At 72.2% G+C, this 26959-nt stretch carries 23 protein-coding genes and 1 pseudogene; 9 read left to right on the top strand and 15 right to left on the bottom strand.

The features are described 5' to 3' along the window. Window positions 1-178: 178 nt before the first annotated feature. The 6 genes from ACIBSW_RS29965 to ACIBSW_RS29990 form a co-directional block, all read right to left on the bottom strand. Complete coding sequence (locus ACIBSW_RS29965) at window positions 179-1351, bottom strand: VWA domain-containing protein (protein ID WP_354726940.1); 1173 nt, start codon at window positions 1349-1351, stop codon at window positions 179-181. Continuing rightward, complete coding sequence (locus ACIBSW_RS29970; RefSeq protein ID WP_354726938.1) at window positions 1348-1473, bottom strand: hypothetical protein; 126 nt, start codon at window positions 1471-1473, stop codon at window positions 1348-1350. The genes ACIBSW_RS29965 and ACIBSW_RS29970 overlap by 4 nt, the downstream gene beginning before the upstream one ends. Next, entirely contained in the window at window positions 1470-1595 is a 126-nt protein-coding gene (locus tag ACIBSW_RS29975; RefSeq protein WP_354726936.1) for a hypothetical protein, read from the bottom strand. Before ACIBSW_RS29975 ends, ACIBSW_RS29970 begins: the two co-directional genes overlap by 4 nt. Then, a complete protein-coding gene (locus ACIBSW_RS29980) occupies window positions 1592-4033 on the bottom strand; it encodes a DUF5682 family protein (RefSeq protein ID WP_354726935.1) in 2442 nt (813 codons plus the stop codon). The genes ACIBSW_RS29975 and ACIBSW_RS29980 overlap by 4 nt, the downstream gene beginning before the upstream one ends. Further along, window positions 4026-5087 (bottom strand): AAA family ATPase, encoded by a 1062-nt coding sequence (locus tag ACIBSW_RS29985; protein WP_354726933.1) that lies wholly within the window; start codon window positions 5085-5087, stop codon window positions 4026-4028. The genes ACIBSW_RS29980 and ACIBSW_RS29985 overlap by 8 nt, the downstream gene beginning before the upstream one ends. A gap of 63 nt (window positions 5088-5150) precedes the next feature. After that, on the bottom strand, window positions 5151-8036 hold the full coding sequence (locus tag ACIBSW_RS29990) for an SWIM zinc finger family protein (RefSeq protein ID WP_354726931.1): 2886 nt from the start codon (window positions 8034-8036) through the stop codon (window positions 5151-5153). A 62-nt stretch (window positions 8037-8098) separates the two neighbouring features. Here ACIBSW_RS29990 and ACIBSW_RS29995 point away from each other — a divergent pair, with 62 nt between their 5' ends. Beyond that, on the top strand, window positions 8099-8743 hold the full coding sequence (locus ACIBSW_RS29995) for an NAD-dependent epimerase/dehydratase family protein (RefSeq protein WP_354726929.1): 645 nt from the start codon (window positions 8099-8101) through the stop codon (window positions 8741-8743). Window positions 8744-8764: 21 nt separating this feature from the next. Here the strand turns inward: ACIBSW_RS29995 and ACIBSW_RS30000 are convergent. Further along, window positions 8765-9577, bottom strand: a pseudogene (locus ACIBSW_RS30000) (EamA family transporter); the annotation flags it as partial. Window positions 9578-9669: 92 nt separating this feature from the next. Between ACIBSW_RS30000 and ACIBSW_RS30005 the strand changes: the two are divergent. After that, a complete protein-coding gene (locus ACIBSW_RS30005; RefSeq protein WP_354726927.1) occupies window positions 9670-10209 on the top strand; it encodes a MarR family transcriptional regulator in 540 nt (179 codons plus the stop codon). Here the strand turns inward: ACIBSW_RS30005 and ACIBSW_RS30010 are convergent. Next, entirely contained in the window at window positions 10177-10731 is a 555-nt protein-coding gene (locus ACIBSW_RS30010; protein ID WP_354726926.1) for a hypothetical protein, read from the bottom strand. The two genes, ACIBSW_RS30005 and ACIBSW_RS30010, sit on opposite strands and share 33 nt — an antisense overlap. A 102-nt stretch (window positions 10732-10833) precedes the next feature. Here ACIBSW_RS30010 and ACIBSW_RS30015 point away from each other — a divergent pair, with 102 nt between their 5' ends. Further along, window positions 10834-10989, top strand: coding sequence for a hypothetical protein (locus ACIBSW_RS30015; RefSeq protein WP_354726924.1), 156 nt, complete (start codon window positions 10834-10836; stop codon window positions 10987-10989). A 12-nt stretch (window positions 10990-11001) separates the two neighbouring features. On the opposite strand, the gene ACIBSW_RS30020 is transcribed toward ACIBSW_RS30015, so the two are convergent. After that, window positions 11002-11814 carry an SAM-dependent methyltransferase gene (locus ACIBSW_RS30020; RefSeq protein WP_354726922.1) on the bottom strand — a complete coding sequence of 271 codons (813 nt, stop codon included), beginning with the start codon at window positions 11812-11814 and terminating at the stop codon, window positions 11002-11004. Between the two features lie 119 nt (window positions 11815-11933). On the opposite strand from ACIBSW_RS30020, the gene ACIBSW_RS30025 reads away from it, so the two are divergent. Next, the gene (locus ACIBSW_RS30025; RefSeq protein ID WP_354726920.1) at window positions 11934-13034 is read left to right on the top strand and encodes an ionic transporter y4hA; all 1101 of its coding nucleotides are present in this window, start codon (window positions 11934-11936) and stop codon (window positions 13032-13034) included. Between the two features lie 13 nt (window positions 13035-13047). On the opposite strand, the gene ACIBSW_RS30030 is transcribed toward ACIBSW_RS30025, so the two are convergent. Beyond that, on the bottom strand, window positions 13048-13281 hold the full coding sequence (locus ACIBSW_RS30030) for a hypothetical protein (protein ID WP_354726918.1): 234 nt from the start codon (window positions 13279-13281) through the stop codon (window positions 13048-13050). 342 nt (window positions 13282-13623) lie between these two features. Between ACIBSW_RS30030 and ACIBSW_RS30035 the strand changes: the two genes are divergently transcribed. Both ACIBSW_RS30035 and ACIBSW_RS30040 read left to right on the top strand, forming a co-directional pair. Further along, window positions 13624-14808 (top strand): helix-turn-helix transcriptional regulator, encoded by a 1185-nt coding sequence (locus tag ACIBSW_RS30035; protein WP_354726916.1) that lies wholly within the window; start codon window positions 13624-13626, stop codon window positions 14806-14808. A gap of 16 nt (window positions 14809-14824) precedes the next feature. After that, entirely contained in the window at window positions 14825-15319 is a 495-nt protein-coding gene (locus ACIBSW_RS30040; RefSeq protein WP_354726914.1) for a DinB family protein, read from the top strand. On the opposite strand, the gene ACIBSW_RS30045 is transcribed toward ACIBSW_RS30040, so the two are convergent. After that, a complete protein-coding gene (locus ACIBSW_RS30045; protein WP_354726912.1) occupies window positions 15320-16378 on the bottom strand; it encodes a LacI family DNA-binding transcriptional regulator in 1059 nt (352 codons plus the stop codon). A gap of 270 nt (window positions 16379-16648) precedes the next feature. On the opposite strand from ACIBSW_RS30045, the gene ACIBSW_RS30050 reads away from it, so the two are divergent. Then, complete coding sequence (locus ACIBSW_RS30050) at window positions 16649-18052, top strand: DUF1996 domain-containing protein (protein ID WP_354726910.1); 1404 nt, start codon at window positions 16649-16651, stop codon at window positions 18050-18052. A gap of 68 nt (window positions 18053-18120) precedes the next feature. Here the strand turns inward: ACIBSW_RS30050 and ACIBSW_RS30055 are convergent, their stop codons facing one another. Further along, on the bottom strand, window positions 18121-18690 hold the full coding sequence (locus ACIBSW_RS30055) for a DUF305 domain-containing protein (protein WP_354726908.1): 570 nt from the start codon (window positions 18688-18690) through the stop codon (window positions 18121-18123). A 203-nt stretch (window positions 18691-18893) separates the two neighbouring features. Here ACIBSW_RS30055 and ACIBSW_RS30060 point away from each other — a divergent pair, with 203 nt between their 5' ends. Then, window positions 18894-21479 carry a discoidin domain-containing protein gene (locus tag ACIBSW_RS30060; protein ID WP_404799497.1) on the top strand — a complete coding sequence of 862 codons (2586 nt, stop codon included), beginning with the start codon at window positions 18894-18896 and terminating at the stop codon, window positions 21477-21479. A 123-nt stretch (window positions 21480-21602) separates the two neighbouring features. Then, window positions 21603-22079 (top strand): hypothetical protein, encoded by a 477-nt coding sequence (locus ACIBSW_RS30065; protein ID WP_354730610.1) that lies wholly within the window; start codon window positions 21603-21605, stop codon window positions 22077-22079. Window positions 22080-22084: 5 nt separating this feature from the next. Here ACIBSW_RS30065 and ACIBSW_RS30070 read toward each other — a convergent pair whose 3' ends face one another. From ACIBSW_RS30070 to ACIBSW_RS30080, 3 genes are all read right to left on the bottom strand, one after another. After that, window positions 22085-22459 (bottom strand): VOC family protein, encoded by a 375-nt coding sequence (locus ACIBSW_RS30070; protein ID WP_354730608.1) that lies wholly within the window; start codon window positions 22457-22459, stop codon window positions 22085-22087. 34 nt (window positions 22460-22493) lie between these two features. Further along, a complete protein-coding gene (locus ACIBSW_RS30075; protein WP_354730606.1) occupies window positions 22494-23348 on the bottom strand; it encodes an ion transporter in 855 nt (284 codons plus the stop codon). 102 nt (window positions 23349-23450) lie between these two features. After that, window positions 23451-26870 carry a discoidin domain-containing protein gene (locus ACIBSW_RS30080; protein WP_404799498.1) on the bottom strand — a complete coding sequence of 1140 codons (3420 nt, stop codon included), beginning with the start codon at window positions 26868-26870 and terminating at the stop codon, window positions 23451-23453. Between the last annotated feature and the right edge of the window lie 89 nt (window positions 26871-26959).

Genomic DNA, 26959 nt, shown 5'->3' on the forward strand with positions numbered 1-26959 from the left:
ACGACAGGGCGCGTGCGGGTTCGTGCATCGGGCCTCCGCCACCGGTCACCAGTCTCGGACGTCCGCGCTGACCGGTATCGGGTACGCGGCGGCGTTCTTCAACGCCGGCTATGAGGTGCCGGCGGGCGGAGTCGAAGGTGCGGCCGCCCGGATACGACTGGCCGGAGCCTGGGCGGGGTCACTGCTGTTGGCGGGCCGCGAAGGCCATCAGGTCGCGGCGTTCGATGGCCGCCGCCATCAGGTCCGGGAACGCGTCGGGCGTGCACGCGAAGGCTGGCACGCCCAGGGCCGCCAGCGCCGCCGCGTTCTCGTGGTCGTAGGCCGGCGCGCCCTCGTCCGACAGCGCGAGCAGCACCACCACCTGGACCCCGGCCGCCGTCATCTCCGCGACCCGGCGCAGCATCTGCTCGCGGACGCCGCCCTCGTAGAGGTCGCTGATCAGTACGAAGATGCTGTCCCGCGGCCGCGTGATCAGCTGTTGGCTGTAGCCGATCGCCCGGTTGATGTCCGTCCCGCCGCCGAGCTGCGTGCCGAACAGGACCTCGACCGGGTCGCTCAGCTGGTCGGTCAGGTCGACCACCGCGGTGTCGAAGACCACCAGCGACGTGCGCAGCGAGCGCATCGACGCCAGCACCGCCGAGAACACCCCGGAGAACACCACCGACGCGGCCATCGAGCCGGACTGGTCGACGCAGAGCACCACGTCGCGCTGGATCGCGGTGGCGCGGCGGCCGTAGCCGACCAGGCGCTCCGGGATCACCGTGCGGTGCTCCGGCTGGTAGTGCTTCAGGTTCGCGCGGATGGTCCGATCCCAGTCGATGTCCGCGTGCCGGGGCCGGTTGATCCGCGCCGCCCGGTTCAGGGCGCCGCTCACCGCCGCCCGGGTGTGCTGGGAGATGCGCTGCTCCAGCTCGGCGACGACCTTGCGGACCACCTGCCGCGCCGCGTCCTTGGTCCGCTCCGGCATCACCGCGTTCAGCGAGAGCAGCGTCCCGACCAGGTGCACGTCCGGCTCGACGGCGTCCAGCATCTCCGGCTCCAGCAGCAGCCGGGTCAGGTCGAGGCGCTCGATCGCGTCCGCCTGCATCACCTGCACGACCGTGCTGGGAAAGTACTCACGGATGTCGCCCAGCCACCGCGCCACCTTCGGCGCGGACCCGCCGAGTCCGGCGGAGCGCGACGTCCCGGACCCCTCGCCGTCCCCGCCCGCGTCGTAGAGCGCGGCCAGCGCCGCATCCATCGCGCCGTCGCGACCCTGCGCGGCGCCGAGGGAGTCCTCCGCGGGACCGCCCAACACGAGCCGCCATCGGCGCATGCGCTCGCGCTGCGCCGGATCCTCGATGTCCGTCATCCGACCTCCCTGCCCAGCAGCCCACTCGGCGTAGGTGGCACGAGGGCGACCTTCTCGTGCCCCAGCACCAGCCGTCGGCGGCGCTGGCGTTCGCGACCCGCCGGATCTTCGATGTTGGTCATCGGACCTCCTGGCCCAGGAGTGCATGCAGTGTGGGTGGCGCGAGGGCCGCGTTCTTGTGGTCCAGCACCTGCCGTCGGCGGCGCTGGCGTTCGCGACCCGCCGGATCTTCGATGTTGGTCATCGGACCTCCCGGCCGAGGAGTGCACTCAGCGTCGGCAGCGTGAGGGCCGCCCTCTCGTGGTCCAGGATGAGCGGCTCGGCGCCCGGACGCCCGCCGGCGCCCGTGCCCGCGATCCGTTCGCCGATCGCGCGGCGCTCGCCGGCGGCGAACCCGCCGAACGTGCGGCGTAGCAGTGGCAGCACGTCGTCGAACGAGTCCGGCGGGATGTCGGCGACCCAGCCGTCGAGCAGGTCCAGGAGCGTGTCGTCGTGCACGAGCAGCAGCCCGCCGCCGGCCAGGAAGCCCTCGACCCAGGCGGCGCCGTGCGCGGGCGGCGTGCCGACGGTCAGCGGCAGCCGCAGCCGTCGCAGCACCTCCGCGATGCCGAGGCGGCCGGCGTCGAGCAGGAGGCGGGTCAGCCGGCCGGCGAGCAGGCCGTGCAGGTCGGCGCGCTGGGAGACGGACGCCAGCGTGGTCAGCCAGCGTTCCCGCAGCTCGTCGTCGTCCAGCAGGGCGACCGCGGAATGCACGCCGTCGACCTGCCCGCGCAGCTGCTTGGCGGCCTCGTCGGAGAGCGAACCGGCGGCGGCCGGCAGGCCGGCGCAGACGCGGGCGAGCAGGGTCGCCGTCACAGTGGACAGGCCGGCGAGGTCGGTGCGGCGGACGTCGCCGTAGCGCAGGGTGCGGGCCAGCGCGGGGATCGCCGCCATCAGGTGGCCGATGTCCGAGTCGAGCGCGGCGCGGGTGTCGAGGGCGGCGAGCACGGGCGCGTAGGCGCCGGCCAGGTCGGCCAGCAGGCATACCTCGACCAGCTCGGTGACGTCGGCGAGCGTTGCGGCCTCGCGGGCGGCGTCGATCACCTTCGTGGTCGCCGCGGCGGCGACGGTGGTGCCCCACATGCTGCCCTCGACCAGCTGAACGGCGAACTCCGGCTGCCAGCGCAGCCGCCACTGCTCGCGGAACGTGCCGGTGCCGCGCCGGGCCGTCTCAGCCTCGCCCCACGGCACGCCGATGGTGCGCAGCCGGTGCAGCAGCCGGCTGCGGGACAGGTCGATGTCGCGGCGCAGGTCCAGCTCGAGCTCGCGCTCCAGCGCCTCCGGCTTGAGTCGCACCGTGCGCTGCTGCGCCGCGAGATCCTTGGCCAGCGGCACGGCCGGCATGTCGTCGGGCACGCCGCCGAGCCGTTCGCCGACGACGAGGCGCCGGTCGATCAGCTCCAGGCGCAGCGGCTCGCCGTCGCACATGACGGCCTCGGCGGCCTCGGTCACCTCCGCGAGCCCCGCCAGCGGCCGCCCGCGGATGACCGCGAGCGCCTCGGCGAGCCGGGTGGCCTCGATGACGTGCGCCGACGAGGTGGGCACGCCCTCGGCGCGCAGTACCCCGGCCGCGTCGACGAGCCACCGCGGCACGACGTCGTCGGCGGTCGTGAACAGGTGGTGATACCAGCCCGGAGACCGCACTCCCGCGCCATAGCCGGACTGCGAGGCCAGCCGCCCGTAGGTCCACGGCACCCAGGTGAAGGCGACCTTGGCCTTCTTCCGCCCCTTGAGCAGTGCGGCATCGTCCTTGGCGGCGACCTTGCGCGCCAGCGCGGGGACGTGCCACGCGCCGCACACGACCGCGATGTTGTCGTGGGTGCGGCGCACCTCGCGCAGCACCGTGCGCATGTATGCCTCGCGGACGAGGTCCTCGGGGTCCTCGGGCGACGACTCGCGGATGGCGGTCATCGCCTCGGCGATGGCCTCGAACGCGGGCAACCCCCGATGCTCGACGACGTCCTCCCACCACCGCTCGGGATCGTCGTATCCGGCGGCCGCGGCGAGCTCCCCGATCGGATCGACCGGCCGCACCCGCACCGGCGCCGCGACGCCCCCGGCCTCCCCGGGACCCCGCGGCGCGGGAACCACCGGTCCCGTCTCGCCGGCGCCCGCCGGGACGTCCAACTCGCCCGGGCCCGCGCTGCCGGGGTCGCCGGGAATGGCCGGTCCGGGGCCGCTGTGGGCAGGCGCTCCTGCCGCGGCCGGGTCGTGGTCGGCGGCGGGGTGCGTCGTGTGGGTGCCGGGCGGGCCCGTGTCGGCGGCTGGGGGCGGGGGAGCGCCGGGACCTCGGCCGACGGACGGTGGGGTGTCCGGGGTGTGGGCGTCGGTGAGGCGGTAGGAGTAGGGCAGGTCGAAGAAGCGGACCGGCACCCCGTGCTCCACCGCCCAGCGGATCGCCTGCCACTCCGGTGAGAAGACCGCGAACGGCCAGAAGGCCGCGCGGCCCGGGTCGTCCGCCGCGTAGCCCAGCAGCGCCACCGGCGGCTCCAGGCCGGTGTCCGCCGCCCAGCGGACCAGGTCGTCCGCCTCCGGTGGGCCCTCGATCAGCACGACCGCGGGGCGTTGGCGGTTCAGCTCCTGGACGACCGCGCGGGCCGAGCCCGGTCCGTGGTGACGGATGCCGTAGAGCTGCTCAGGCATCGCGGGCGGCACGGTAGAAGTCGCGCCAGTCGGTGCGTTCGCGGACGACCGTCTCGAGGTATTCGCGCCAGACCACGCCGTCGGAGGCCGGGTCCTTGACCACCGCGCCGACGATGCCCGCGGCCACATCGGACGGGTGCAGGGTGCCGTCGCCGAAGTGGGCGGCCAGGGCCATGCCGTTGGTGATCACCGAGATCGCCTCGGCGGGGGAGAGGGTGCCGGTGGGCGACTTCAGCTTGGTGCGGCCGTCCTCGGTCAGGCCGGTGCGCAGCTCGCGGAAGATCGTCACCACCCGGCGGATCTCGTCGAGGGCGGCGGGCACCTCGGGCAGGTCGAGGGACTTGCCGAGCTGGGCCACCCGGCGGGACACGATCTCCACCTCGTCGTCGGCCGACGCCGGCACCGGCAGGACCACCGTGTTGAACCGGCGGCGCAGCGCGCTGGAGAGCTCGTTGACGCCGCGGTCGCGGTCGTTGGCGGTGGCGATCAGGTTGAAGCCGCGCTGCGCCTGCACCTCGGTGTTGAGCTCCGGCACCGGCAGGGTCTTCTCCGAGAGCACGGTGATCAGCGCGTCCTGCACGTCGGACGGGACGCGGGTCAGCTCCTCCATCCGGGCGATCGCGCCGGTCCGCATGGCGCGCATGATCGGGCTGGGCACCAGCGCCGCCTCGCTCGGGCCGTCCGCGAGCAGGCGGGCGTAGTTCCACCCGTAGCGGATCGCCTCCTCGGCCGTGCCGGCGGTTCCCTGCACCAGCAGGGTGGAGTCGCCGGAGATCGCCGCCGCGAGGTGCTCGGAGACCCAGGTCTTGGCCGTGCCGGGCACGCCGAGCAGGAGCAGCGCCCGGTCGGTGACCAACGTGGACACCGCGACCTCCATGAGCCGGCGGGGACCGACATACTTCGGGGTGATCTTGGCGCCGTCGCCCAGGAGGTAGGTCACCACCGCCTGCGGGGAGAGCCGCCAGCCCGGCGGTCGCGGCCGGTCGTCGGTCGCGGCGAGCAGCGCGAGCTCCTCGGCATACTGATCCTCGGCGTGCGGTCGCAGTGCGGTCACTCGAACTCCTGTCTGTCCCACGGCCCGGCTGTCCGGCCCGCCGGCGCTGGTATGTCTGGCACGTTACTGAGCACCTCCGACAAGAAACGACGGTCGGGGCGGCAACTCCTGGAGCATCTCGTGGCGGAAGGCGAGGATCCGGGCCAGCTCGGCGACCGGCCGCACCCGGGAGGGGTCGGCCGGCTGCTGATCGAGCTGCTCGGCCAGCCGGGCGACCTGCGCCGCGTAGCCGGGCGGCATCGCCATCGCCGTGGCCCGGCACAGCTCGGCGAGCTGCCAGCTGTGCCGGTCCGCGTGTACCCGGTGCGCGATGGTCTCCACCACCGCGACCGCGAGCTCGTCCGGCCAGGCGCCCGGGTGCACGGCCAGCAGCCGGTGCGCGAGGTGGTCCTCGCGCCGCAGGAAGTCGGCGGCGATGCGGGCCAGGTCGGCCGGCGGCAGCAGCAGGTGCAGGTCCCAGCGGACGGCCTCGCGCAGCCCGGTCGCGCTGCCCCGGGTGTCGTTGTCGACCAGCGCGGCCGCCCAGGCGGAGTCGGCCTGCATGATCGCCGCCTTGGCCCAGCCGTGCAGCAGCGGCGTCTCCCAGTCGTGCCCGCGGGCCAGGTCGACGACCGCGGCCGGTGAACGCTCGAAGGCGTCGGTCCAGACGGTCAGCGGCGTGCCGGCGATGACCTCCTCGAGCAGCCAGGCCTGCACGCCGGTGCCGTGCGCGGGCTGGGCGCCGACGCCGTCGCGCCGCAGCTCGGTGGTCAGCTCCGCGGGCGGGTCGACGACCAGCCGGTCGCGCCCGAGTGTGCGGCGCTCCAGGCGCACCGCCGCGGTCGCCCGGGTGGTCATCCGCCGGCCGAGCGACGATTCCGGCAGCCGCCGCAGCAGGTCGAGGGCGGTCTCGCGGACGCCCTTGCGGCGGTCGTCGAGGGCCCGTTCGAGGAAGTCATTGTCGGCGAGGGACAGACCCGTGCCGAGCGCGTCCACGAACCGGGTGCGGTCCTCGGGCGTCTCGGTCGGCCAGGTGCTCTCCAGCAGGGCGAGCGCGGCGGCCGGATCGGCGCCGCGCAACCGGGTGAGGTGGGCCAGGCGTTCGCCGCCGGTGCCGGTCTCCCACACCTGCGGATCCGCCGGCTCGGCGGCGCCGGGCGCCTCGTCGCGCAGCCAGCGCCAGTCGGGGCGCATCGCGGCGAGCCAGCCGCCGCGCCGGCCGGCGACGCGCCCGATCGCGGGCCGGACGGCGCCGTTGCGGCGGCCGGCGTCGAGCAGCGCGGGCAGCGACTCGGGCGGGACGAACCCGCCGTGCCGGGCGGCCGCGGTCAGCCACTGTGCGAGCAGTTCCTGCGCCTGCTGGGCGCCGCCGGGCGCCCCGCCGTCGGTCAGCAACCGCAGCAGCCGGGCCCCGGCCGCGGCGGGCAGCGGCGGGCCGGTCTCGACGGGTGCGGACGAGACCGGCGCGTGGCCGGACGACGGCGTGACGCCCGCCCGCCGATAGGTCAGCGCGGTGGCGGCGGCCTCCAACAGGTCGGCGTCCGGTGCCATGCTCAGGACCCGATCGCCGACGTGCAGACCCGGTGATGTCCACGGCCGCCGGGCGGTGCCGACGAGGGCCGCCGCCAGCAGGTCGGCCGGCAGCTCCGGCCCGCGCCCGCCGCCCCCGCCGGGCGCCGGCGGGGGCGCCGGCACATACCTGCCGTCGACCCACGCCGCCAGCGGCCGCAGCCCCGACGGCGACCACTCGCCCGCGACGGTCGCCGGTGACCCGCCGGCGGCGGCCAGCAGCCACCATGGCTCGCGATGCCCCGGCGCCAGCGGCAGGGACTCACCGGCGGCGTCGACGAGGAACCCGTCCGGGCCCGGCACCACGTCCGCCAGCAGCACCGGCGCGTCGTGGCGCCAGGGCTCGGCGGCGAGCGTCGACGACCAGCCCGCCAGCGCCGCCCGCAGGCCGGCGGCCGGTCCCGGTGCGGTCAGCGGCCGGGGCGTGCCGAACTGCTCCTTCACCAGCGCCCGCAGCGGCGCGGCGCCGGGGTAGAAGCAGAGCGCCGCCTCGATCGCCGTGCCCGGCACCACCTCGGCCGCCGGCGACTGCCCGGGCGCCGCGAACGACAGCAGCAGCGCGAACCGTCCACTGCCGACGCCGAGCAGCCAGGTCCGCCGGGTCGTGATCGCGCCCTCCTCGCTGTCGACCTGCCCCAGCACCTGCCACAGGTCCCGGACCTCCGCGGTGGCTAGCACGTCCTGGTTGGCCACCGGGAACCCGATCCGCGACCGGACCGTCGCGGCCAGGGCCGGCGGCAGCGTGCCGAGCCGCTCGTGACCGGCGACCAGCAGCCGCAGCAGCGCGAGCTCGCCGAGCAGCCGGTCGGCCCAGTGCGGCCCGATGCCCGCGATCCCGCCCAGCCGGCGCACCGCGGAGGCGGCGGCCGGTGCCTGCGCGTCGACGAGGCGGGCGGCCATCGCCTCGTAGGGCCGGCGCCCCGCCTGCTCCGCGCCGGCCAGGCCCTGCTGCACCTGGTCGTCGAGCCAGCGCCGCAGCTCGGCCATGCCGGCCGCGACCCGGTCCGCCCGCTGCCGGGCGCGTTTCTCGGCGGCGGCCGGGTCCGCCGTCCCGGCGGCCCGCGCCGGGGCCGCCGTCCGGGCCGCGCGGGCCGCCTGCCACTCGCCGGCGAACGCGGGCGGCGGCGAGGAGACCGGGCCGCCGCCGGCCCAGTACAGCAGCAGGCCGAGCGCGTGCTTGCAGGGGAACTTCCGGCTCGGGCACGAGCATCGGTACGCCGGCCCGGCCAGGTCGACGCAGACCTGGTACGGCTTCTGTCCGCTGCCCTTGCAGAGACCCCACAGGACCTCGTCGAGCAGGCCGGCCTCCAGCCACCGGTTGATGCCGCGGGCGCCCTTCAGCGAGCTCGCGTCGGGCGCCAGGGCTTCGATCTGCGCGGTGGACCATCGTTCAACGGGCACCGGAGCACTGTAGAAGCCGGGTATGACGTTCCGCGCCCGCGAGGGTGGTGCACCCTGAAGGCATGAAGGTCATCATCTTCGGCGCGACCGGCATGGTCGGCCAGGGCGCGCTGCGCGAGAGCCTGCTCGCGGAGGACGTGGAGCAGGTGCTCACGCTGGTGCGCCGGCCGACCGGGGTGCGGCATCCCAAGCTCCGGGAGCTGACCTGGGCGGACTTCGCCGACCTCGGCGGCATCGAGGACGAGCTGCGCGGCTACGACGCCTGCTTCTACTGCCTCGGCGTCTCGTCGGTCGGGCTCAGCGAGGCGGAGTACACCCGGATCTCGTACGACTTCCCGGTCGCGGCCGCGCACCTGCTCGCCCGGCTCAACCCCGAGATGACCTTCCTGTACGTCTCAGGCGCCGGCACGAATCCCGACGGCCGCGCCATGTGGGCCCGGGTCAAGGGCCGCACCGAGCTCGAGATCATCAAGACCTTCCCGAACGGGTACGCGCTCCGCCCGGCCTTCATCCAGCCGACCCACGGCGCCACCTCGAAGACCGGCATCTACCGGGTCCTGTACACGCTCACCGCTCCGCTGCTGCCGCTGCTCGGGCGGGTTGCGCCGGGATACGTAACCAGCACCGACCGGCTCGGCCGGGCCATGCTGCGGGCGGCCCGCACCGGCTTCCCCACGCGCGTCGTGGAGAACGCGGACCTTCGCTGACGCGCCGTAGAGGACCGCGCCGAAGGCGACCAGCATCCCCAGCACCTGCGCCGGCGCGAGCCCCTGACCGAGCGCCGCCCAGCCGACGGCGGTCGCCACCAGCGGCGAGAGCAACCCGAGCAGGGAGATCCGGGCGGCCGGCAACCGCTCGAGACCCCAGAACCAGATCATGTACGCCGCCGCGGTGCCGATCATCGACAGGTACGCGTACCCGGCGAGATTCCCGGCGGTGAGCGCGGCCGGCAGGCCCTCGACGCCGATCGCCACCGGGGCGAGGAACAGCCCGCCGGCGGTCAGCTGCCAGCCGGTCGTGGTGAGCAAAGTGGTGTTCGCGGGCCGTCCCCAGCGCTTGGTCAGCACCAGCCCGAACGACATCGACGCGGTGCCGCCCAGCCCGGCGAGCAGTCCGACGGGATCGAGCCCCGCGCCGGCCGTCAGCACCGTCGCCGCGACCCCGCCCGCGCCGGCGACGGCCGCGAGGACGGTACGCAGGGCGACCCGCTCGGTGAGCAGCAGCGCGGTGAGTCCGGCGACGAACAGGGGCGCGGCGGCCCCGAGCACGGCGGCCATCCCGCCGGGTAGCCGGTAGGCGCTGACGAACAGCAGCGCGAAGAACACCCCGATGTTGAGCGTGCCCAGCACCGCGGACCGCCACCACCACACGCCGTGCGGCAGCCGCCGGGCGAGCGCGATCAGCAGCAGCCCGGCCGGCAGGGCGCGCAGGGTGCCGGCGAGCAGCGGACGGTCGGGCGGCAGGAACTCGGTGGTCACCGCGTACGTGGTGCCCCAGGCGACGGGAGTGAGTGCGGCGATCAGCATGACCGGCGGGCGCATCCCAACTCCCTTGACGTAAAGTATCTCGACATCAAGAGACTCTCTTGGGATCTGCTTCTTGTCAAGATGCTCGACATCGAGACAATGGAGACGTGGCACACCCCGACCGCGTAGACCGCATCACCGAGCAGTGGCGCGGCGAGCGCCCGGAGCTCGACACGACGGCGATGGCCGTCTTCGGCCGGATCTTCCGGCTGTCCCGGATCGCCGGCGACGAGATGGAGCGCGTCTACGCGGGCCACGGCATCGGTCGCCCCGAGTTCGACGTGCTGGCGACCCTGCGCCGGGCCGGGGAGCCGTTCCAGCTCTCGCCCGGAGCGCTCGCCGCTTCGATGATGGCCAGCACGGGCGGCACCACGGCCCGGCTCGACCGGCTGGAACGGGCGGGGCTCGCCGCTCGCTTCCCGTCGCCGACCGACCGGCGAAGCGTGCAGGTCCGGCTCACGCCGAAGGGCCGGGAGATCGTCGACCGGGCGGTCGCCGCGGGCCTGGCCGAGCAGCAGCGCATGCTGTCACACCTGCCCCCGCAGACCCAGCGGCAACTGGCGGACCTGCTACGGGAGGCGCTCGCCCCCCTTGAGAAGGATGGTCCGCGGCCACTACGGGGAGGCGACCCGCAGGGCTCCCGGTGACGGGCCCTCGAATCTCAGGACGTCGTGTGCCTGCTCGTCGGTCAGTTCTTTCCTGCTCAACGCGCTCACGCCGGCGGCGGGCAGGCAATCATGGTCCTGACTCAGCCAGATGCCCAGCATCGGCGCGGGGTTGGACGGCAGCCGCTCGATGTAGCGCATCATCATCGTGTCGTCGTGCGAGCGCCCGGACAGCGACAGCACCAGGTGACCTTCACGGCGCACCTGTCCCGTGTAGCTGAGATCGGTGACCATCCCGTCGGCGTGTACCTCATGCGACACGACGTCGGCCTTGAGCGAGCTCCGGAAACCCGGCCGGATGGTCACGACCGCGCGTCCGAGCATCATCCGGCCGTGCCGGAACGTGTAGTGGTACTCGTACCAGGTCCCCAGCAGATATCCGTGACTGTTGCGCGCACGCAGGTATCTGATCGGCGTCGACCACCAGGTCACCGACGCGCCGACCAGGGCGCCGACAAGAGTGACGATGATCCAGTTGGGTTCCTGCGAAAGGGCGATGAGCATGCCGGCTCCCGGTCTGGTCTGGCCTACGACCAATCCACCTGAATCCAGCCTGAGGTCACCTGTCAAACAACCGCCGTTGCGCACACGGCGCAGACTCGGGGCGTGGGCACGATTCAGGACCCGGGCGCCGACCGCGACTGGTTGAAGCGCAGCTACACCGACACGAGCGGCCGGGTGGTCATCCGGGCCACCGTCTGGCTCACGCTGGCCGGGATCTTCCTGGCCATCCTCGCGACCGGCCTGAACGAGCCGGGGTGAGCCCGCCCGAGGCTAAGGCTTGCGGGCGACGCCGGCGAACATCGCGACGTGTGCCGGGTCCGGCCGCGGCTCCGGCTCGTCCTCGGCGCGCCACTCGCTGACCGCGGTCACGCCGGGCTCGACGAACTCGAGCCCGTCGAAGAGGGCGGTGAACTCGGCCCGGTCCCGCGGCCAGACGTTGGTGACGCCGGAGGCCAGCGCCGCGTCGTAGGCCGCGGCCATCTCCGGGCTGACGAGATCCTTGGTGGCGTTCGTGATCACCAGGAAACTGCCGTTGGGCAGGGCGTCCATCAGGGTGCGCACGACCGGCGCGCCGGCGCCGTACCCCTGGATGAAGTGCAGGACGGCCACCAGCATGAGCCCGACCGGCCGGCCGAGATCGAGGGTCTCGCGTAGCGCCGGGTCCGCGAGGATGCCCTCGGGCGACCGCAGGTCGGCCTCGAGGTAGGTGGTCTTCCCCTCCGGCGTGCTGTTCAGCAACGCCCGCGCGTGCACCATGACCATGGGGTCGTTGTCGACGTAGACGACGCGGCTCTCGGGCGCGAGGCGCTGCGCGACCTCGTGGGTGTTGTCGGCGGTCGGCAGCCCGGTGCCGATGTCCAGGAACTGCCGGATGCCGGCCTCGGCGACCAGGTAGCGCGTCGCCCGTTGCAGGAAGCGGCGGTTCTCCAGCGCCGCGATCCGGGCCGTCGGGAAGGCCTTGAGGATCTCGTCACCGGAGGCGCGGTCCACCGCGAAGTTGTCCTTGCCGCCGAGCCAGTAGTTGTACCGGCGGGCCGGCTGAGCGGTCGAGCTGTCGATCTGGTCGCTCACGGAAACCTCCATGGTGGACGTTGCCGAGCATCGTAGGGCGCCGCCGCCCGTACCGCCGCCCCGGAAGACGCCGCGGGGCCGGAAACCGCCGGTCCTGGGCGGTGCCGGAGATTTTCTGGCAGGGTAGTCAGATGACCGCCAAGATCAGTGCCCTCCTGGCCCGGTGGACGGCGTGGGTCCCGGTGCTGGCCGTTCTGGTGCTCGCCCTGACCTGGGGCCGCGACCTGCCGGCATCGCTGGTGATCATCTGTGGCACGCTGCTGGCGGGCGCGGTGCTCGCCGCCGTGCACCACGCGGAGGTGGTCGCGCACAAGGTCGGCGAGCCCTTCGGCTCGCTGGTCCTGGCCGTGGCCGTGACCATCATCGAGGTCGCCCTGATCGTCACCCTGATGATCAGCGGTCCCGAGAAGTCACAGGCCCTCGCCCGCGACACCGTCTTCGCCGCCGTGATGATCACCTGCAACGGCATCCTGGGCCTGTCCCTGCTGGTCGGAGCGATCCGACGCCGCTTCGCGGTCTTCAATCCGGAGGGTACGGGCGGAGCGCTGGCCGCCGTCGCCACGGTCGCCACGCTGAGCCTGGTCCTGCCCAGCCTCACCACCAGCCGCCCGGGCGCGCAGTTCTCGCCGGCGCAGCTGGCGTTCGCCGCGGTGGCCTCGCTCGCCCTGTATCTGCTGTTCGTACTGGTGCAGACGCACCGGCACCGCGACTACTTCCTGCCGATAACCACGGCCGGCAAGGTGATCGAGGACGAGGACCACCTGGACCCGCCCACCGGCCGGGCGGCGCTGGCCAGCCTGGGCTTCCTCCTGATCGCCCTGATCGCGGTCGTCGGCCTGGCGAAGGGCGTCTCGCCGTCGATCGAAGCGGCAGTGATCAAGGCGGAGTGGCCGCCGGCCGTGGTCGGCGTGGTGATCGCCCTGCTGGTCCTGCTCCCGGAGACCATCGCGGCGGTACGCGCCGCCGCCCGCGACCGCATCCAGACCAGCATCAACCTGGCGCTGGGCTCGGCGATGGCGAGCATCGGCCTGACCATCCCGGCGATCGCGATCGCCATGATCTGGCTGCCGGGGCCGCTGCTGCTCGGGCTGGGCGGCACGCAGATGGTGCTGCTGGCGCTGACCGTGGTGGTGGGCACGCTGACGGTGGTACCGGGCCGCGCGAACGTCCTGCAGGGCGGCATCCACCTGAGCCTGCTCGCGGTCTTCCTCTTCCTGGCCGCCAGCCCGTAGCCCACGAGCCGGATCAGCCGGTCCAGCGGAGAAAGCGGTCGAACAACTCTCTGGCCGTGCCGGACGGAAGGTCCAGGGCGGCCGGCTCCAGGCGAATCCACATGTGGATGCGCAGCGAGGTGGGGGAGAGCTCGGCCGCCAGATCCTTCCGGGCCGGCTCGCACGGCCAGGGCTCACCGCAGGCCCGGCAGTCCCAGCCCGGCCGCTCCTCGACGTGCCCGCCGCTCACCGGGAGCGCGCCCGGCACCGGCCGCCCGGATCCGTCACCTGTCGAGCCAGGGAGGGACGGGCCATTGGGCGGCCGTCATCAGCAGCCGCCTTCGAGCGGCATTCCGCTCGGCCTCCTGGACCGCCGCGGCGGCATCGAGCACCGCCCGTCGTTGCCGCTTGGACCACCGGGTCATCAGCCAGGTCTGCTGCCGCCGTCGCGTCACCGTTCCGCCCTCCTTGATCAGCGGGGACAGCGGTCAGGACGCCGTCTCCGGGTGTAGCGTCGCGCTCACGCACGGGGAACGGCAGGGTCATCGCGTTGCCATCGCTGGCAACACCGGCGGTGGCAACGCTCGGCTTTCACGTTCGGGGGTGGACGATGGAGACGTTCGGTCAGGCCTGCAGGCGGCTCCGTGGCGAACTGGCACTGCGTGAGGTCGCCCGGCTTGCTCACCTGGACCCCGGCCATCTCTCCCGCGTCGAACGCGGGACGCGACCCCCGAACGCGGACCTCGCACGCGCCCTCGACCAGGCGCTCGACACCGGCGGAGAGCTGGCCGCATTGGTTGCCGAGTCGTCGCAGCGATGGGATCTCGACCAGCCACGCCCGTGGGAGACGACCGAGCTGCTCCAGCGGATGCGGGCGGGCGCGGTCACGCCTGGAACCGCGGACTCCATCCAGGCCGCCGCGTTCGAGCTGTGCTGCGAATACCCTGCCCGCGAGGCTAGCGGCCTGCGCAGGGAGGCGCACGGATGGCTGGGCGAGGTGACCCGGCTCCTCCGTCAACCCGTCGGGGTGGCCGTGCACAAGGAACTGCTGACCGCAGCCGGTTGGCTGGCCCTGCTGACCGGCTGCCTCGAATACGACATGGGTATGCGGGCGGGCGCCGAGGCGACCCGGTTGGGCGCTCTGGAGCTCGGACGCGAGGGCGGAAACCCCGAGATCGTCGCTTGGGCATACGAGATGGTCGCCTGGTTCGCGCTCACCCAGGGCAGATACCGTGACGTCCTGGATGCGGCCTCGGCCGGGCAGGCGGCCGCGCCGCACGGCTCCGCGGCCGTCCAGCTCGCCGGGCAGCGGGCCAAGGCGCACGCCCGGCTCCGCGACACTCAAGCGGTCCGCGACGCCCTCGACTGGGGCCGCGCCCGGCTGGCCGACATGCCGCACCCGTCCCGGCCCGACCATCATTTCGTTGTGGACCCGGCCAAGTGGGACTTCTATGCCATGGACGCCTACCGCCTCGCCCGGGACGACGAGCGCGCGGCGCATCACGCGCGGACGGTGCTCGAACTCGGCGCGAGCCCCGACGGGGAGCGCGCGCCGATGCGCATGGCCGAGGCCCGGCTGACGCTCGCGGCCGTCGCGGCCCGCGGTGGCGAGCTGGAGCACGCGGTCACAACCGGGATCGGCGCCCTCGGCGCGGCGCGGAAGTCGCTGCCCTCCCTGCTGATGGTCGCCGGTGAACTCGACCGCGAGCTGAGCAGCCACTACCCCAGGGAGTCCGAGGCCGCCGACTTCCACGAGGTGCTCAACTCGGTCAGAAATGGCGACCAGCCGACCTGAACGTAGAGTCGGGCTCGTGATCGAGTCGCAGCGTGAACGGGTGCCGCTCAACGACGGTGGCGAGATGGATACGGGGCTGGCGTTTCTGGCCTTTGCGCGGTCCTGTGTGTTGAAGAAGGTGAGTGGGCTGGACGAGGAGCAGCTGCGGCGGCGCCTGGTCGTGTCCGACACGACACTGCTGGGGCTGGTCCAGCACCTGGCCGACGGCGAGCGGTACTGGTTCGGATACACGCTGGCGGGCGACCCGCGCTACGCCGAGGTCGCCTTCGACATGGTGGTCGGCCCGGAGCGGTCCGCGGAGGAGGTCGTCGCGGACTATCGGGCCGCGATCGCCGAGAGCGACGCGCACATCCGCGCGGCGGCCGGCCCGGAGGCCCGGACCGCGAACCCGGTGAACGACGAGCCGCGCACGCTGCGCTGGGTGCTCGCGCACATGACGGGCGAGACGGTACGGCACGCCGGGCACGCCGACATCCTGCGGGAGCTCATCGACGGCGTGACGGGTCGCTGATCACGCCGACTGGCGCAGTACCAGGGTGGGCTCGTAGATGACCGAGGAGATCCGCATGCTCGGGTCGTCGATGCGGGCCAGCAGCAGCCGCGCGCTCTCGGCCGCCATGTCCTCCAGCGGGTGCCGCACCGTCGTCAGCGCCGGGCTCGCCGCCACCGCCGCGCTGCTGTCGTCGAAGCCCACCATCGCGACGTCGTCCGGCACCCGGCGGCCCGCGTCGCGGAGCGCGAGCAGCGCGCCGAGCGCCATCAGGTCGTTGGCCACGAAGACGCCGTCGATGCCGGGGTTCTCCGCGAGCAGGGCGCGCATCGCGGTCTCGCCGCTCTCCTGGGTGAAGTTGCCGGAGGCCAGCGGCACCCAGGCGTGGCCGTGCCGGGCCATCGAGCGGCGGAACCCGGCGATCCGGTCGTTGCTGGCCGGGACGTCCGCCGGGCCCGAGATCATCGCGATCAGCTGGCAGCCGCGCTCGACCAGGTGGTCGGCGGCCAGGGACGCGCCCGTCTCGTTCGCCAGGTCGACGTAGTTGATCGGTACCGGGTCGGCCGGGCGGCCGATCATCACCGCCGGGACGCCGACGTCCGTGAGCATCCGGGGCAGCGGGTCGTGGCCGGGCAGGGACAGCACGATCACGCCGTCCGCCTGGCCGTGGCGCAGGTCGCCGACGAGCCGGGTGCGCTGCTCCTCCGTGCCGACGATCTGCAGGGCGAGCTGGATGCCGGCGGGACGCAGCACGCTCATCAGGCCGCCGACCACCCGGCCGAAGTACGGGTCGGCGAAGAACCGGCCCATGAACGGGTCGTCGTCGTGCGACTCGGAGTCGGAGACGACCAGCGCGACCGTGCCCGTCCGGCGGGTGACCAGGGAGCGGGCCAGCCGGTTCGGCACGTAGCCGGTCTGGCCGACCGCGTTCCACACCATCTCGTGCAGCTGTGGGTCCACGTTGCGGATGCCGTTGATCACCCGGGACACGGTGGCCCGGGAGACGCCGGCGACCCGGGCCACGTCCTCGAGGGTCGGCAGGCGCTCGCCGACGGGCACCCGCCCGGTGCCGGCGGTCATCGGGTCGTGTTCCGGGTCTGCATAACAGTTTTTATAGCACACCTTGGAGAGCGCTCTCCGAAATGCGGGTTCCGAGGCCGTCAGGTTCCGGATCAGGGCGGAGATATTGACGGATGTGCAACCTGGGCGTAACACTTCGGAAAGCGCTCTCCAAGTACGTCCCGCATCGCCCGGCCGATCCCCGCGCCGCCGTGGCGTGGCACCCCGCCACGCCCTCAAGCAGGTGCCAGGCCGGGTGAGGCACTCGTCCTCATCCCCCTGGGAGAACCCATGAGATCAGGGAAAAGCCGGCTCAGACGCCTCGTCGCGCCGCTCGGAGTCGCCGCCGTCGTCGGATCGCTGCTGGTGGCGGGGGTCCAGTCGGCGCACGCCGCCGACAGCCTGCTGTCACAGGGCAGGCCGGCCCTCGCCTCGTCGCTGGAGAACGGCGAATCGCCCGCGGCCGCCGCGGTCGACGGCCGGGCAGACACCAGGTGGGGCAGCCAGTGGTCCGACCCGCAGTGGCTGCGGGTCGACCTCGGCGCCACCGCGACGATCACCCAGGTCGTGTTGCAGTGGGAGACCGCGTACGCGCGGGCCTTCCAGGTGCAGACCTCGCCCGACGGCAACGCCTGGACCACCGTCTACAGCACCACGACGGCCACCGGCGGCACGCAGACCCTCGCGGTCAACGGCAGCGGCCGGTACGTGCGCATGTACGGCACCCAGCGCGGCACCGGCTACGGCTACTCGCTGTACGAGTTCAAGGTCTACGGCACCAGCAGCGCACCGCCGCCGACCGGCGGCGCCGGCTACGTCCTGGCCAACCCGCCGGTCACCGGCGTGGTCCCGTCGACGGCGACCCCGCCGGCGACCAACCCCCCGACCACCCACCACGAGTTCCAGGCGAACTGCTCGGTGAGCCGGTCGAACCTGCCGGACGACCCGATCGTCTTCCCGAACCTGCCGGGCGCCTCGCACTCGCACACGTTCATGGGCAACACCACCACGAACGCGGCGACGACCCTGGCCAGCCTCAACGCGGGCGGGACCTCCTGCATCACGCCGGGCGACAAGACCGGCTACTGGATGCCGACGCTGCTCAACGGCGACACCGCCGTTCAGCCGGTCGGCCGCCAGGTCATCTACTACAAGAGCGGCGTCATCGACTACCGCAGCGTCCGCCCGTCCCCGCCCGGCCTGCGCTACCTCGTGGGCAGCCCGTCGGCGACGCTGGACGAGTTCCGCAACGCGCCCGGCGCGGTCGAGGGCTGGGAGTGCGGCGACAGCTCCCGCAACTGGGACTTCCCCGGTTCCTGCCCGGCCGGCACCCAGCTGAACATCCGGTACCAGGCGCCGAGCTGCTGGGACGGCATCTACCTGGACACGCCGGACCACCGGAGCCACATGGCGTACCCGACCGTCGGGGTCTGCCCGGCCAGCCACCCGGTGGCCGTGCCGATGATCGAGTTCAAGATGGCGTTCCCGGTCAGCGGCAACATGTCGAACGTCCGGCTGTCGAGCGGGCGCGGCTACTCGTTCCACTACGACTTCTACAACGCGTGGGACCCGCCGACCCTCAACGCGCTGGTCAACCACTGCATCCGGGGCGGGCTCCAGTGCGACCCGCGCGGCTTCGACCTCTACAAGCCGGATCGCGGCGCCGCCCTCAACGAGAACTACGTCCTGCCGTAACAGAAAACGAAATTCGTCCGGGCGCCGAAACTGGCGCCCGGACGATTTCCGGCTGCCCGAAAAAGGATTTACGAAAGGGTCGCGACGAGCCTCGGCAGGTATCGTTTCCGGCTGCTGATCGCCTGCGCCGCGAGGGTCTTGGTCTGCGGCTCGACGCCGGACTTCACCTCGCTCTCGGCCAGCTTCACGCCCTGCTCGAAGTGCGCCTTGAGATGACCGGCCAGCAGGGCGTCGAACGCCGCGCCCTTGGTGGCCGCCGCCAGGGTGACCTGCTCGGGTGTCACCATGCCCGGCATCGGCATGCCCTTGTGTGGGTTCTCGGACGGCAGTCCGGCCTGGTCGTGCAGGCCGCGCAGGGCGGAAAGCTCCTGGTCGTTGGCCGCCGCGACCTCCGCCGCGAGCGCCTTGGTCGCCGCGTTCGAGCTGTGGGTCGCGACCAGCTCGAGCAGCGGAGACAGCTCCTCGTTCATGGCGATGTTGATCTCGACCCAGGCGCGGTCGGTGCCGCCGAAGAGGCTCGGCGCGGCCGGCGCGGGTGCGCCGGTCGGCGGCGCGGCGGTGCCGCCGTCGCAGGCCCCGGCGCCGAGCAGCGCGGCCAGCAGGCAGCCGGTCACGGCGGTGCGCTGCGCGAGGTTCACGCGAACTCCATTCCACAAGCGAGGCGTCTTAGTTTCGACGTATCGGCCGGGGGTGTCAACGAATTCCGGAACCTCAGCGTATTGACGTGGAACAACGTCGCCGTAACAATCGATTTACTTGGAGAGCGCTTTCCAAAGATCATTATGCGGTGGCCTTCTCGATCCCGCCAGCGGGTGCCACCCCCGTCACGACAGGTAGGACCATGAATCCGATACCGCCGCCCCCGCGCGGGCGCCGCAAGCTGACCGCCCTCATGGCAGTCCTGGTCACCGCACTCAGCCTGACCGTCGCCGGCCCCTCCCGCGCCGCCGATCCGTTGTTGTCGCAGGGCAAGCCGGCGACGGCGTCCTCGCAGGAGGGTGCCGACGTGTCCGCGGCCAAGGCGGTCGACGGTGACGCGGGCACCCGCTGGTCGAGCCAGTTCAGCGACCCGCAGTGGCTGCAGGTCGACCTCGGCGCCACCGCGACGATCAGCCAGGTGGTGTTGCAGTGGGAGGGCGCCTTCGGCAGGGCGTACAAGATTCAGACCAGCCCGGACGGCAGCGCCTGGACCGACGTGTACAGCACGACGACCGGGGCCGGTGGCACGGAGACCCTGACGGTGAGCGGGTCGGGCCGGTATGTGCGGATGTACGGCACGGCTCGGGCCAGCGGCTACGGCTACTCGCTGTGGGAGTTCAAGGTCTACGGAACGACGGGCGGTGGCGCCTGCAGTGCCGCGCAGGGCCTGCCCGCGACCGCGTCGTCGCAGGAGGGTGCCGACGTGTCCGCGGCCAAGGCGGTCGACGGTGACGCGGGCACGCGCTGGTCGAGCGTGTTCAGCGACCCGCAGTGGCTGCAGGTGGATCTGGGCGCCAGCGCCACGGTCTGTCAGGTGGTGTTGCAGTGGGAGGGCGCTTACGGCAGGGCGTACAAGATTCAGACCAGCCCGGACGGCAGCGCCTGGACCGACGTGTACAGCACGACCACGGGTACCGGAGGGACCGAGACCCTGACGGTGAGCGGGACCGGCCGGTACGTGCGGATGTATGGCACCCAGCGCGGCACCGGCTACGGCTATTCGCTGTGGGAGTTCAAGGTGTTCACCAGCGGCGGAACCACCACGCCGCCCGTCGAGCCGACCGACCCGCGTAACCCGAACTTCGGCCCGAACGTCAACGTCTTCGACCCGTCGACGCCGGCCGCGACCATCCAGAACCGGTTCAACCAGCTCTTCACCGCGCAGGAGACCAACCAGTTCGGCCCCGAGCGCTACGCCGTGCTGTTCAAGCCCGGCAACTACACCGCCGACGTCAACCTCGGCTTCTTCACCCAGGTCTCGGGCCTCGGCCTCTCGCCCGACGACGTCAACCTCAACGGCCACGTGCGCGTCGAGGCCAACTGGATGAACGGAAACGCCACCCAGAACTTCTGGCGCGTCGCCGAGAACCTGTCCGTCACCCTGCCGGCCGGCACCACCGTCGAGCGGTACGCCGTCTCGCAGGCCGCGCCCTACCGCCGCATGCACCTGCGGGGCGCCGGCAACCAGATCCAGCTCTGGAACGGCGGCGACGGCTGGTCGTCCGGCGGCCTGATGGCCGACACCAAGGTCGACGGCGCGGTCGTCTCCGGCTCGCAGCAGCAGTGGTACTCGCGCAACAGCGAGTTCGGCAGCTGGGCCGGCTCGGTCTGGAACATGGTGTTCCAGGGCGTGCAGGGCGCGCCGCCGCCGAACTTCCCGAACCCCTCGCACACGGTCATCGGCACCACCCCGACGGTCCGGGAGAAGCCTTTCCTGTACGTCGACGGCGCCGGCGAGTACAAGGTGTTCGTGCCCGCGCTGCGGCAGAACAGCACCGGCACGAGCTGGTACAACAAGACCCCGGCCGGCTCGTCGATCTCGCTGAGCCAGTTCTTCGTGGTCCGGCCCGGCACCACCGCCGCGACCATGAACGCCGCCCTGGCGCAGGGCCGGCACCTGCTCGTCACCCCGGGCGTCTACAACCTGGACCAGGCGCTGCAGGTGAACCGCGCGGACACCGTGATCCTCGGCCTCGGCCTGGCCACGCTGAAGCCGACCGCGGGCACCGCGGCCATCAAGATCGCGGACGTCGCCGGCGTGAAGCTGGCGGGCGTGCTGGTCGAGGCCGGCGCCGCCAACTCGCCGACGCTGATCGAGGTCGGTGCGGCGGGCTCCGCCGCGAACAACGCGGCCAATCCGATCTCGCTGCACGACGTGTTCGTCCGGATCGGCGGCTCCGGCGTCGGCCGGGCGACGAACAGCGTCGTGGTCAACAGCAACCACGTGATCGGCGACCACCTGTGGCTGTGGCGCGCCGACCACGGCGACGGCGTCGGCTGGTCGGTCAACACCGCCGACCAGGGCCTGGTCGTCAACGGCGCCGACGTCACCATGTACGGCCTGTTCGTCGAGCACTTCCAGCGGTACCAGACGGTCTGGAACGGCGAGCGCGGCCGGACGTACTTCTACCAGAACGAGATGCCGTACGAGATGCCGAACCAGGCGGCCTGGATGAACGGGGCGACCCGCGGCTACGCGGCCTACAAGGTCGCCGACGCGGTGAACACCCACCAGGCCTGGGGCGTCGGCAGCTACTGCGTCTTCACCCTCGACCAGTCGGTGGTGGGTGAGCGCGCGATCGAGGCCCCGGTCAAGTCCGGCATCCGGTTCACCAACATGGTCACCGTGTCCCTGGGCGGCCAGGGCACGATCAACAAGATCATCAACGACAAGGGTGGTACGGCGCAGCGCGGCGCGGAGATCCAGTACCTGACCGCCGGCCCGTAACAACCCCAACAGAATCCCCCTGCGCGCCACGGTGCCACCGAGGCTGTGGCGCGCAGGGGCTTCCAACGTCCGCGGCGGGACCCGGGTTGGCGTACCGGAAACGCGGCGGTTTAGATGGGCAGCGTGAGCCGATCCGTTCTGCTGCTGGACCTCGACGGGGTGCTGAACCCGTTCGCCGCGTCCTCCTGCCCCGACGGTTACCTCGAGCACGAGTTCTATCCGGGTGAGGGACCGGAGCGTTACTGCCCCGCGCACGCCGCCTGGATCACCGAACTGGCCGCGGCCGGTGACCTGCACTGGGCGAGCGCCTGGGGCGACGACGCGAACACGCTCTACGGGACCGTGCTGGGCGTCGAGCCCTTGCCGGTGGTGCCGTTCCCGCCGCTGCCGTTCCCGCCGGAGGCCAAGGTGCCGGCCGTCGCGGCGGTGGCGGGCGACCGCCCGCTCGCCTGGATCGACGACAACCACACCGAGGCCGGGCGCCGGTGGGCCGCCGGGCGTTCGGCGCCCACCCTGCTGGTGCCGATCGACTCTGCGATCGGCTGGACCCGCGCCGACGTGGACCGCGTCCTGGCCTGGGCCGCCGGCCTGCCCGGCTGACGGCGTCAGGCGTTCTGCCAGAGGCCGATCAGGTTGCCCTCGGTGTCGGTGACGTAGGCCGAGAAGCCCATGTCGCCGACCGGCCTGCGCCCGATCTTCACCGAGCCGCCCAGCTTCTCTACCCGGGCCAGTGACTCGTCCAGGTCCTCGACGCCGATCGTGATGACCGGGCCGGTGATCGGACCCTGCCGGGCGAGCATCCCGCCGTTGATGCCGCCGGTCTCACCGGGCCGTCCCGATTCGTCCGTCGGCGTGGTCGTGACCATCGTGTAACCCATCTGCGGCATGGTCCGCAGCTGCCAGCCGAAGGCCTCCTGGTAGAAGGCGTGTGCCCGGTCGGCGTCGTCGTAGGGGACCTCGAAATGGACCACCTTGTCCATGGTCGCTCCTCAGCGTTGGCGTTCCCCGTCGACGTTAGTGCGTATCGCGCCGGCCGACGCGAAGTTCACGCTCCAGCTCCGTGATCACCGCGCGCAGGTCGTCGAGGCGCTGGCTGATCGCGAGCCGGTCCAGCTCGTCCGGTACGCCGTCGCCGTCGGCGTCGAAGTCCGGGGCCAGGCCCTCGGTCATCTCCAGCCGGCGCACCTCCTCCATCGAGTTCACGATGACCGCGATCAGGATGTTCACCAGCAGGTTCGCCGTGATCAGGACGTAGCTGACGTAGTAGACGAGGGTCCACCGCGAGACCGCGAGCCCCTGCTCGATCAGCTCGGGCAGCGTCTCCAGGGAGAGCAGCACGAAGAGCGTCAGCACGGCCCGGCCGATGTTGCCGTACTCGTCGGGGTAGTGGTCCTTGAAGATCAGCCAGCCGGCCATCCCGTACACGTAGAGGGTGACCAGGGCGAGCGCGAACGCGCCGCCGACGCCGGGCAGGCTGCGCATCAGCGCCGAGACGATCGTGCGCAGGCCCGGGGAGAAGCGCACCAGCCGCAGCACGCGGGCGATCCGGACCACCCGCAGGATCGTCGTGTCGCCGTGCAGGCCGGGCACGAACACGGCCATGGTGACCACGAAGTCGAAGACGTTCCAGCCGTTGCGGAAGAAGTCCTGCGGTCGCCGGCCGTGTGCCAGGATGCGGAGCGCGATCTCGACCACGAACAGGTAGCGGAAGAACAGTTCGAGGCCGTGCAGCAGCGGGCGCGCCTCGTCCAGGTGCGGGTAGGTCTCGAGGCCGAGCACGATCGCGTTGGCCCCGATGGCGACCACGATGGAGACCTCGAACAGCCGCGATCCGGTGATCCGGGCACTCCATCGCGCGACTCGAGACATTCACCAACATTACGGTGGGCGCCCCTCGCCGAGTGAGGGGCGCCCACCTTTCCGGAACGGCGGCCACCGCCAGACGTCCGCCGCCGGGTCAAAACCGGGTGCTCAGCTTCGGTAGACGCCGAGCTCCCAGAGCGAGTAGCCGTACGAGGTCGCGCGGGCGGTGCCGTTGACCCGGACGTAGCGGCCGGAGCCGGATATCCCCAGGTCGTCGAAGCCGCCGTTGCCGGCCGTCGCGGTGTAGATCGTGTTCCAGCTGGTGCCGTTGTCGGACACCTGCACCGTGTAGCCCTTGGCGTAGGCCGCCTCCCACGCCAGCAGCACGCGGTTGAACGACTGCACCGAGCCGAGGTCGACCTGCAGCCACGCGGTGTCGACCCATTCGCTGGCCCAGCGGGTGCCGTAGTCGCCGTCCACCGCGTACGCCGGCAGCTGCGGCCCGTTCGTGCCGGTCGGCTGGTAGCTGGACGCCGTCGCGGGCCGGCCCCGGGAGAGGTTGGTGCCGGGGATCGTCGGCGGGACCACCCGGAACGAGCGCTGCTCGATGCCGACGTTGCCCTGGCCGTCGTACGCGTACACGTAGACCTTCCAGACGCCGAGCTGCTCGGGGGCCCGCGCGGTGAACGTGCCGTTCGCGCCCCCGGTGAAGACCACATTGGTCAGCCCGGTGCCGCCGGTGATGTGCTTGTTGCTGTACATCAGGTTGTAGCGGATCAGGTCGCCGTTCGGGTCGGTCGCCGCGGCGTTGATCGTGAACGTCCCGCCCGCGGGCACCGCGGTCTGGTTGCTCACCGACATCGAGGTGATCTCCGGCGGGGTGTTCGCCGAGGCCTGCCCGGTGTACGCCTGCCGCAGCGCGTGATACCCGAGCCGGCGCCAGCCGCCGGTGAACGTGTTGAGCCAGACGCCGCCGAAGTCGTTCTCGAGGCCGTAGTGGAACTCGGTCGCGCCCAGCGCCACGCCCGGGTGCGCCTTGATGGCGTTCCAGCTCGCCGTGTAGCCGGCGCGCTTCTGCAGGTCGGACGGCTCGGTCGGCACCCCGTTGACGTCGTTGGGCACCTCCCACTCGCCGGCCGGGCCACCCTCGGTGAGGATGTACGGCTTGGTGTAGCCGCCGTTGATCCAGTCCTGCTTGACGTTGCCGATCGCGCCGTACGAGTTGACCGCGAGCAGGTCCAGGTCCGGAGCGTTCTGCTTGTAGTACGGCCACGCGCCGGTGTACGCGTCGGTCGAGGTGACCGGATGGTTCGGGTCCGCCGCGTGGATCGCCTGCGCGACCTCGTTGACGTACCGGGCGTAGGCGACCCGCCGTGCCTCGACCTCGGCGGCCGGCAGCCCGTGGTCCTGCATGGTCAGGATGACCTCGTTGCCGACGTCCCACATCAGCACGCCCTGGCGGTTCTTGAGCGCGTTGACCCGGGCGACGATCTCGTTCTTCGTGTTCGTCTTGTACGCGGTGTCGTTGACGTAGTCGGCACCCTGGTTGAGCCAGTGCCCGACGACGACCTTGATGCCCTGCTGAGCGGCGCGGTCGAGCAGCAGCGGGGTGTTGGCGTCGTCGACGCCCCAGATGCGGATCGTGTTGACGCCCATGTTCTTCAGGTCGCGCATGTATCCGTCGGCGGCGGCCTGCGGCGGGCCGTAGGTGATGCCCCTCAGCTCGTACGGCGCGCCGTTGACGTTGAGCTGCCAGTTGCCCTGCGAGCCGGTGACCCGCACGGTCGACGGTCCCGCCGGGGTGGCCGGGTCGGTCATCGCCGCCGGGGTGGTGCCGGTGGCGCGGGCCACCGTCACGGAGTCGACGCTGAGCACGCCGCCGGACGTGGTCTCCGGTGTCGGCGTGGTGTATCCGGCGATGGCGTTCGGCAGCGAGCCGCCGACGGCCAGGTCGAGGCGGAGGAAGAAGCCGTGGTGCACGGCCGCGTTCCATGCCGTGACGCCGACCTGCGACTCGCGGACGACCCAGGTCTGCCGCCCGTCGAGGTAGAAGCGGATCTCCTCGTCGGTCCGGGTCCGGTCGATGATCTGGGTGTACTCGTGGTAGCCGGTCTGGCAGCCGGCGCAGGTGGCGAACCCGCTGCTGCGGCCGTTGTACTCGGCGCACGGCCCGTCGGGCGCGGTGCCGCAGTGCAGGGTCTGCGCCAGCCGGCTGCGCCCGTTCACGTCGGTCATGATGTCGGTCTCGCCGACGCCCGGCCAGTTGTTGTAGTTGCCCCGGTAGGCCGCGCCGGTGGCGCGGAAGCCGGGCCAGTAGCCGTCTCCGTTGGCGACCTCGGGCTGCCGCAGGATCGCGGTGAACTTGGTCTGCTGGCCGGCGAGCGGCTCGAAGTCGGTGCGCTGGGTCTCGATCCGGCCGGACGTCCAGTTGCCGGCGCCGTCGCGGATCGCCTTGATGTTCAGCTTGCCGGCGCCGTCGAGGTAGACGTTGGCGGTCGAGTTGCTGGCGGTCTCGACCTCGCCGGTGCCCCAGTTCGCGGCGCCGCCCGGGTACTGGGTGCCGGTGCGCAGCAGCCAGTTCGCCGGGTTGGGCGAGGTGTTGGCGGCGCCGGAGAAGTCGTCGGTCCAGACCGTGGTGAAGTCGCCGGGGATGGTCGGCGGGGTGGTCGGCGGGTCCGTCGGCGGCGTGGTGGTTCCGCCGGTGGTGAAGACCTTGAACTCGTACAGGGAGTAGCCGTAACCGCTGCCGCGCACGGTGCCGTACATCCGGACGTACCGGCCGGTGCCGCTCACGGTGAGGGTTTCGGTGCCGCCGGCTCCGGTGGTCGTGCTGTAGACGTCGGTCCAGGCGCTGCCGTCCGGGCTGGTCTGGATCTTGTACGCCCTGCCGTAAGCGCCCTCCCACTGCAACACCACCTGACAGACCGTGGCGCTGGCGCCCAGATCCACCTGCAGCCACTGCGGGTCGCTGAACACGCTCGACCAGCGGGTGCCCGCGTCACCGTCGACGGCCTTGGCCGGGGTCACGTCGGCACCCTCCTGCGAGGACGCCGTCGCCGTCTTGCCCTGCGCGGCGTTCGCCGAGCCGCAGGTACCGCCACCCACGGACCCGTACACCTTGAACTCATACAGGGAGTAGCCGTAGCCGCTGGCCCGAGCGGTGCCGTACATCCGCACGTACCGGCCGGTGCCGCTCACCGTGAGGGTTTCGGTGCCACCGGCTCCGGTGGTCGTGCTGTACACGTCGGTCCAGGCGCTGCCGTCCGGGCTGGTCTGAATCTTGTACGCCCTGCCGAAGGCGCCCTCCCACTGCAACACCACCTGGCTGATCGTCGCGGTGGCGCCGAGGTCGACCTGCAGCCATTGCGGGTCGCTGAACTGGCTCGACCAGCGGGTGCCCGCGTCACCGTCGACCGCCTTGGCCGCGGACACGTCGGCACCCTCCTGCGAGGACGCCGTCGCCGGCTTGCCCTGCGACAACAACGAATCGGCGGCCTGCGCGGAGAGCTGCACGACGCCCAGATAAGCGACGACGACGGCGAGCACGGTGACGGGGATCAGCCTCCGCCATCGGTGGGGTGTATGCACGGGGAACTCCTGACGATCGGGGACGGAGTCACTGGGGGAACGGGGATTCGTGGAGAGCGCTCTCCACGCATGCCGCAGTGTTACGCCCG

It is taken from the genome of Actinoplanes sp. NPDC049668, assembly GCF_044465445.1.
Taxonomy (GTDB): Bacteria; Actinomycetota; Actinomycetes; order Mycobacteriales; family Micromonosporaceae; genus Actinoplanes.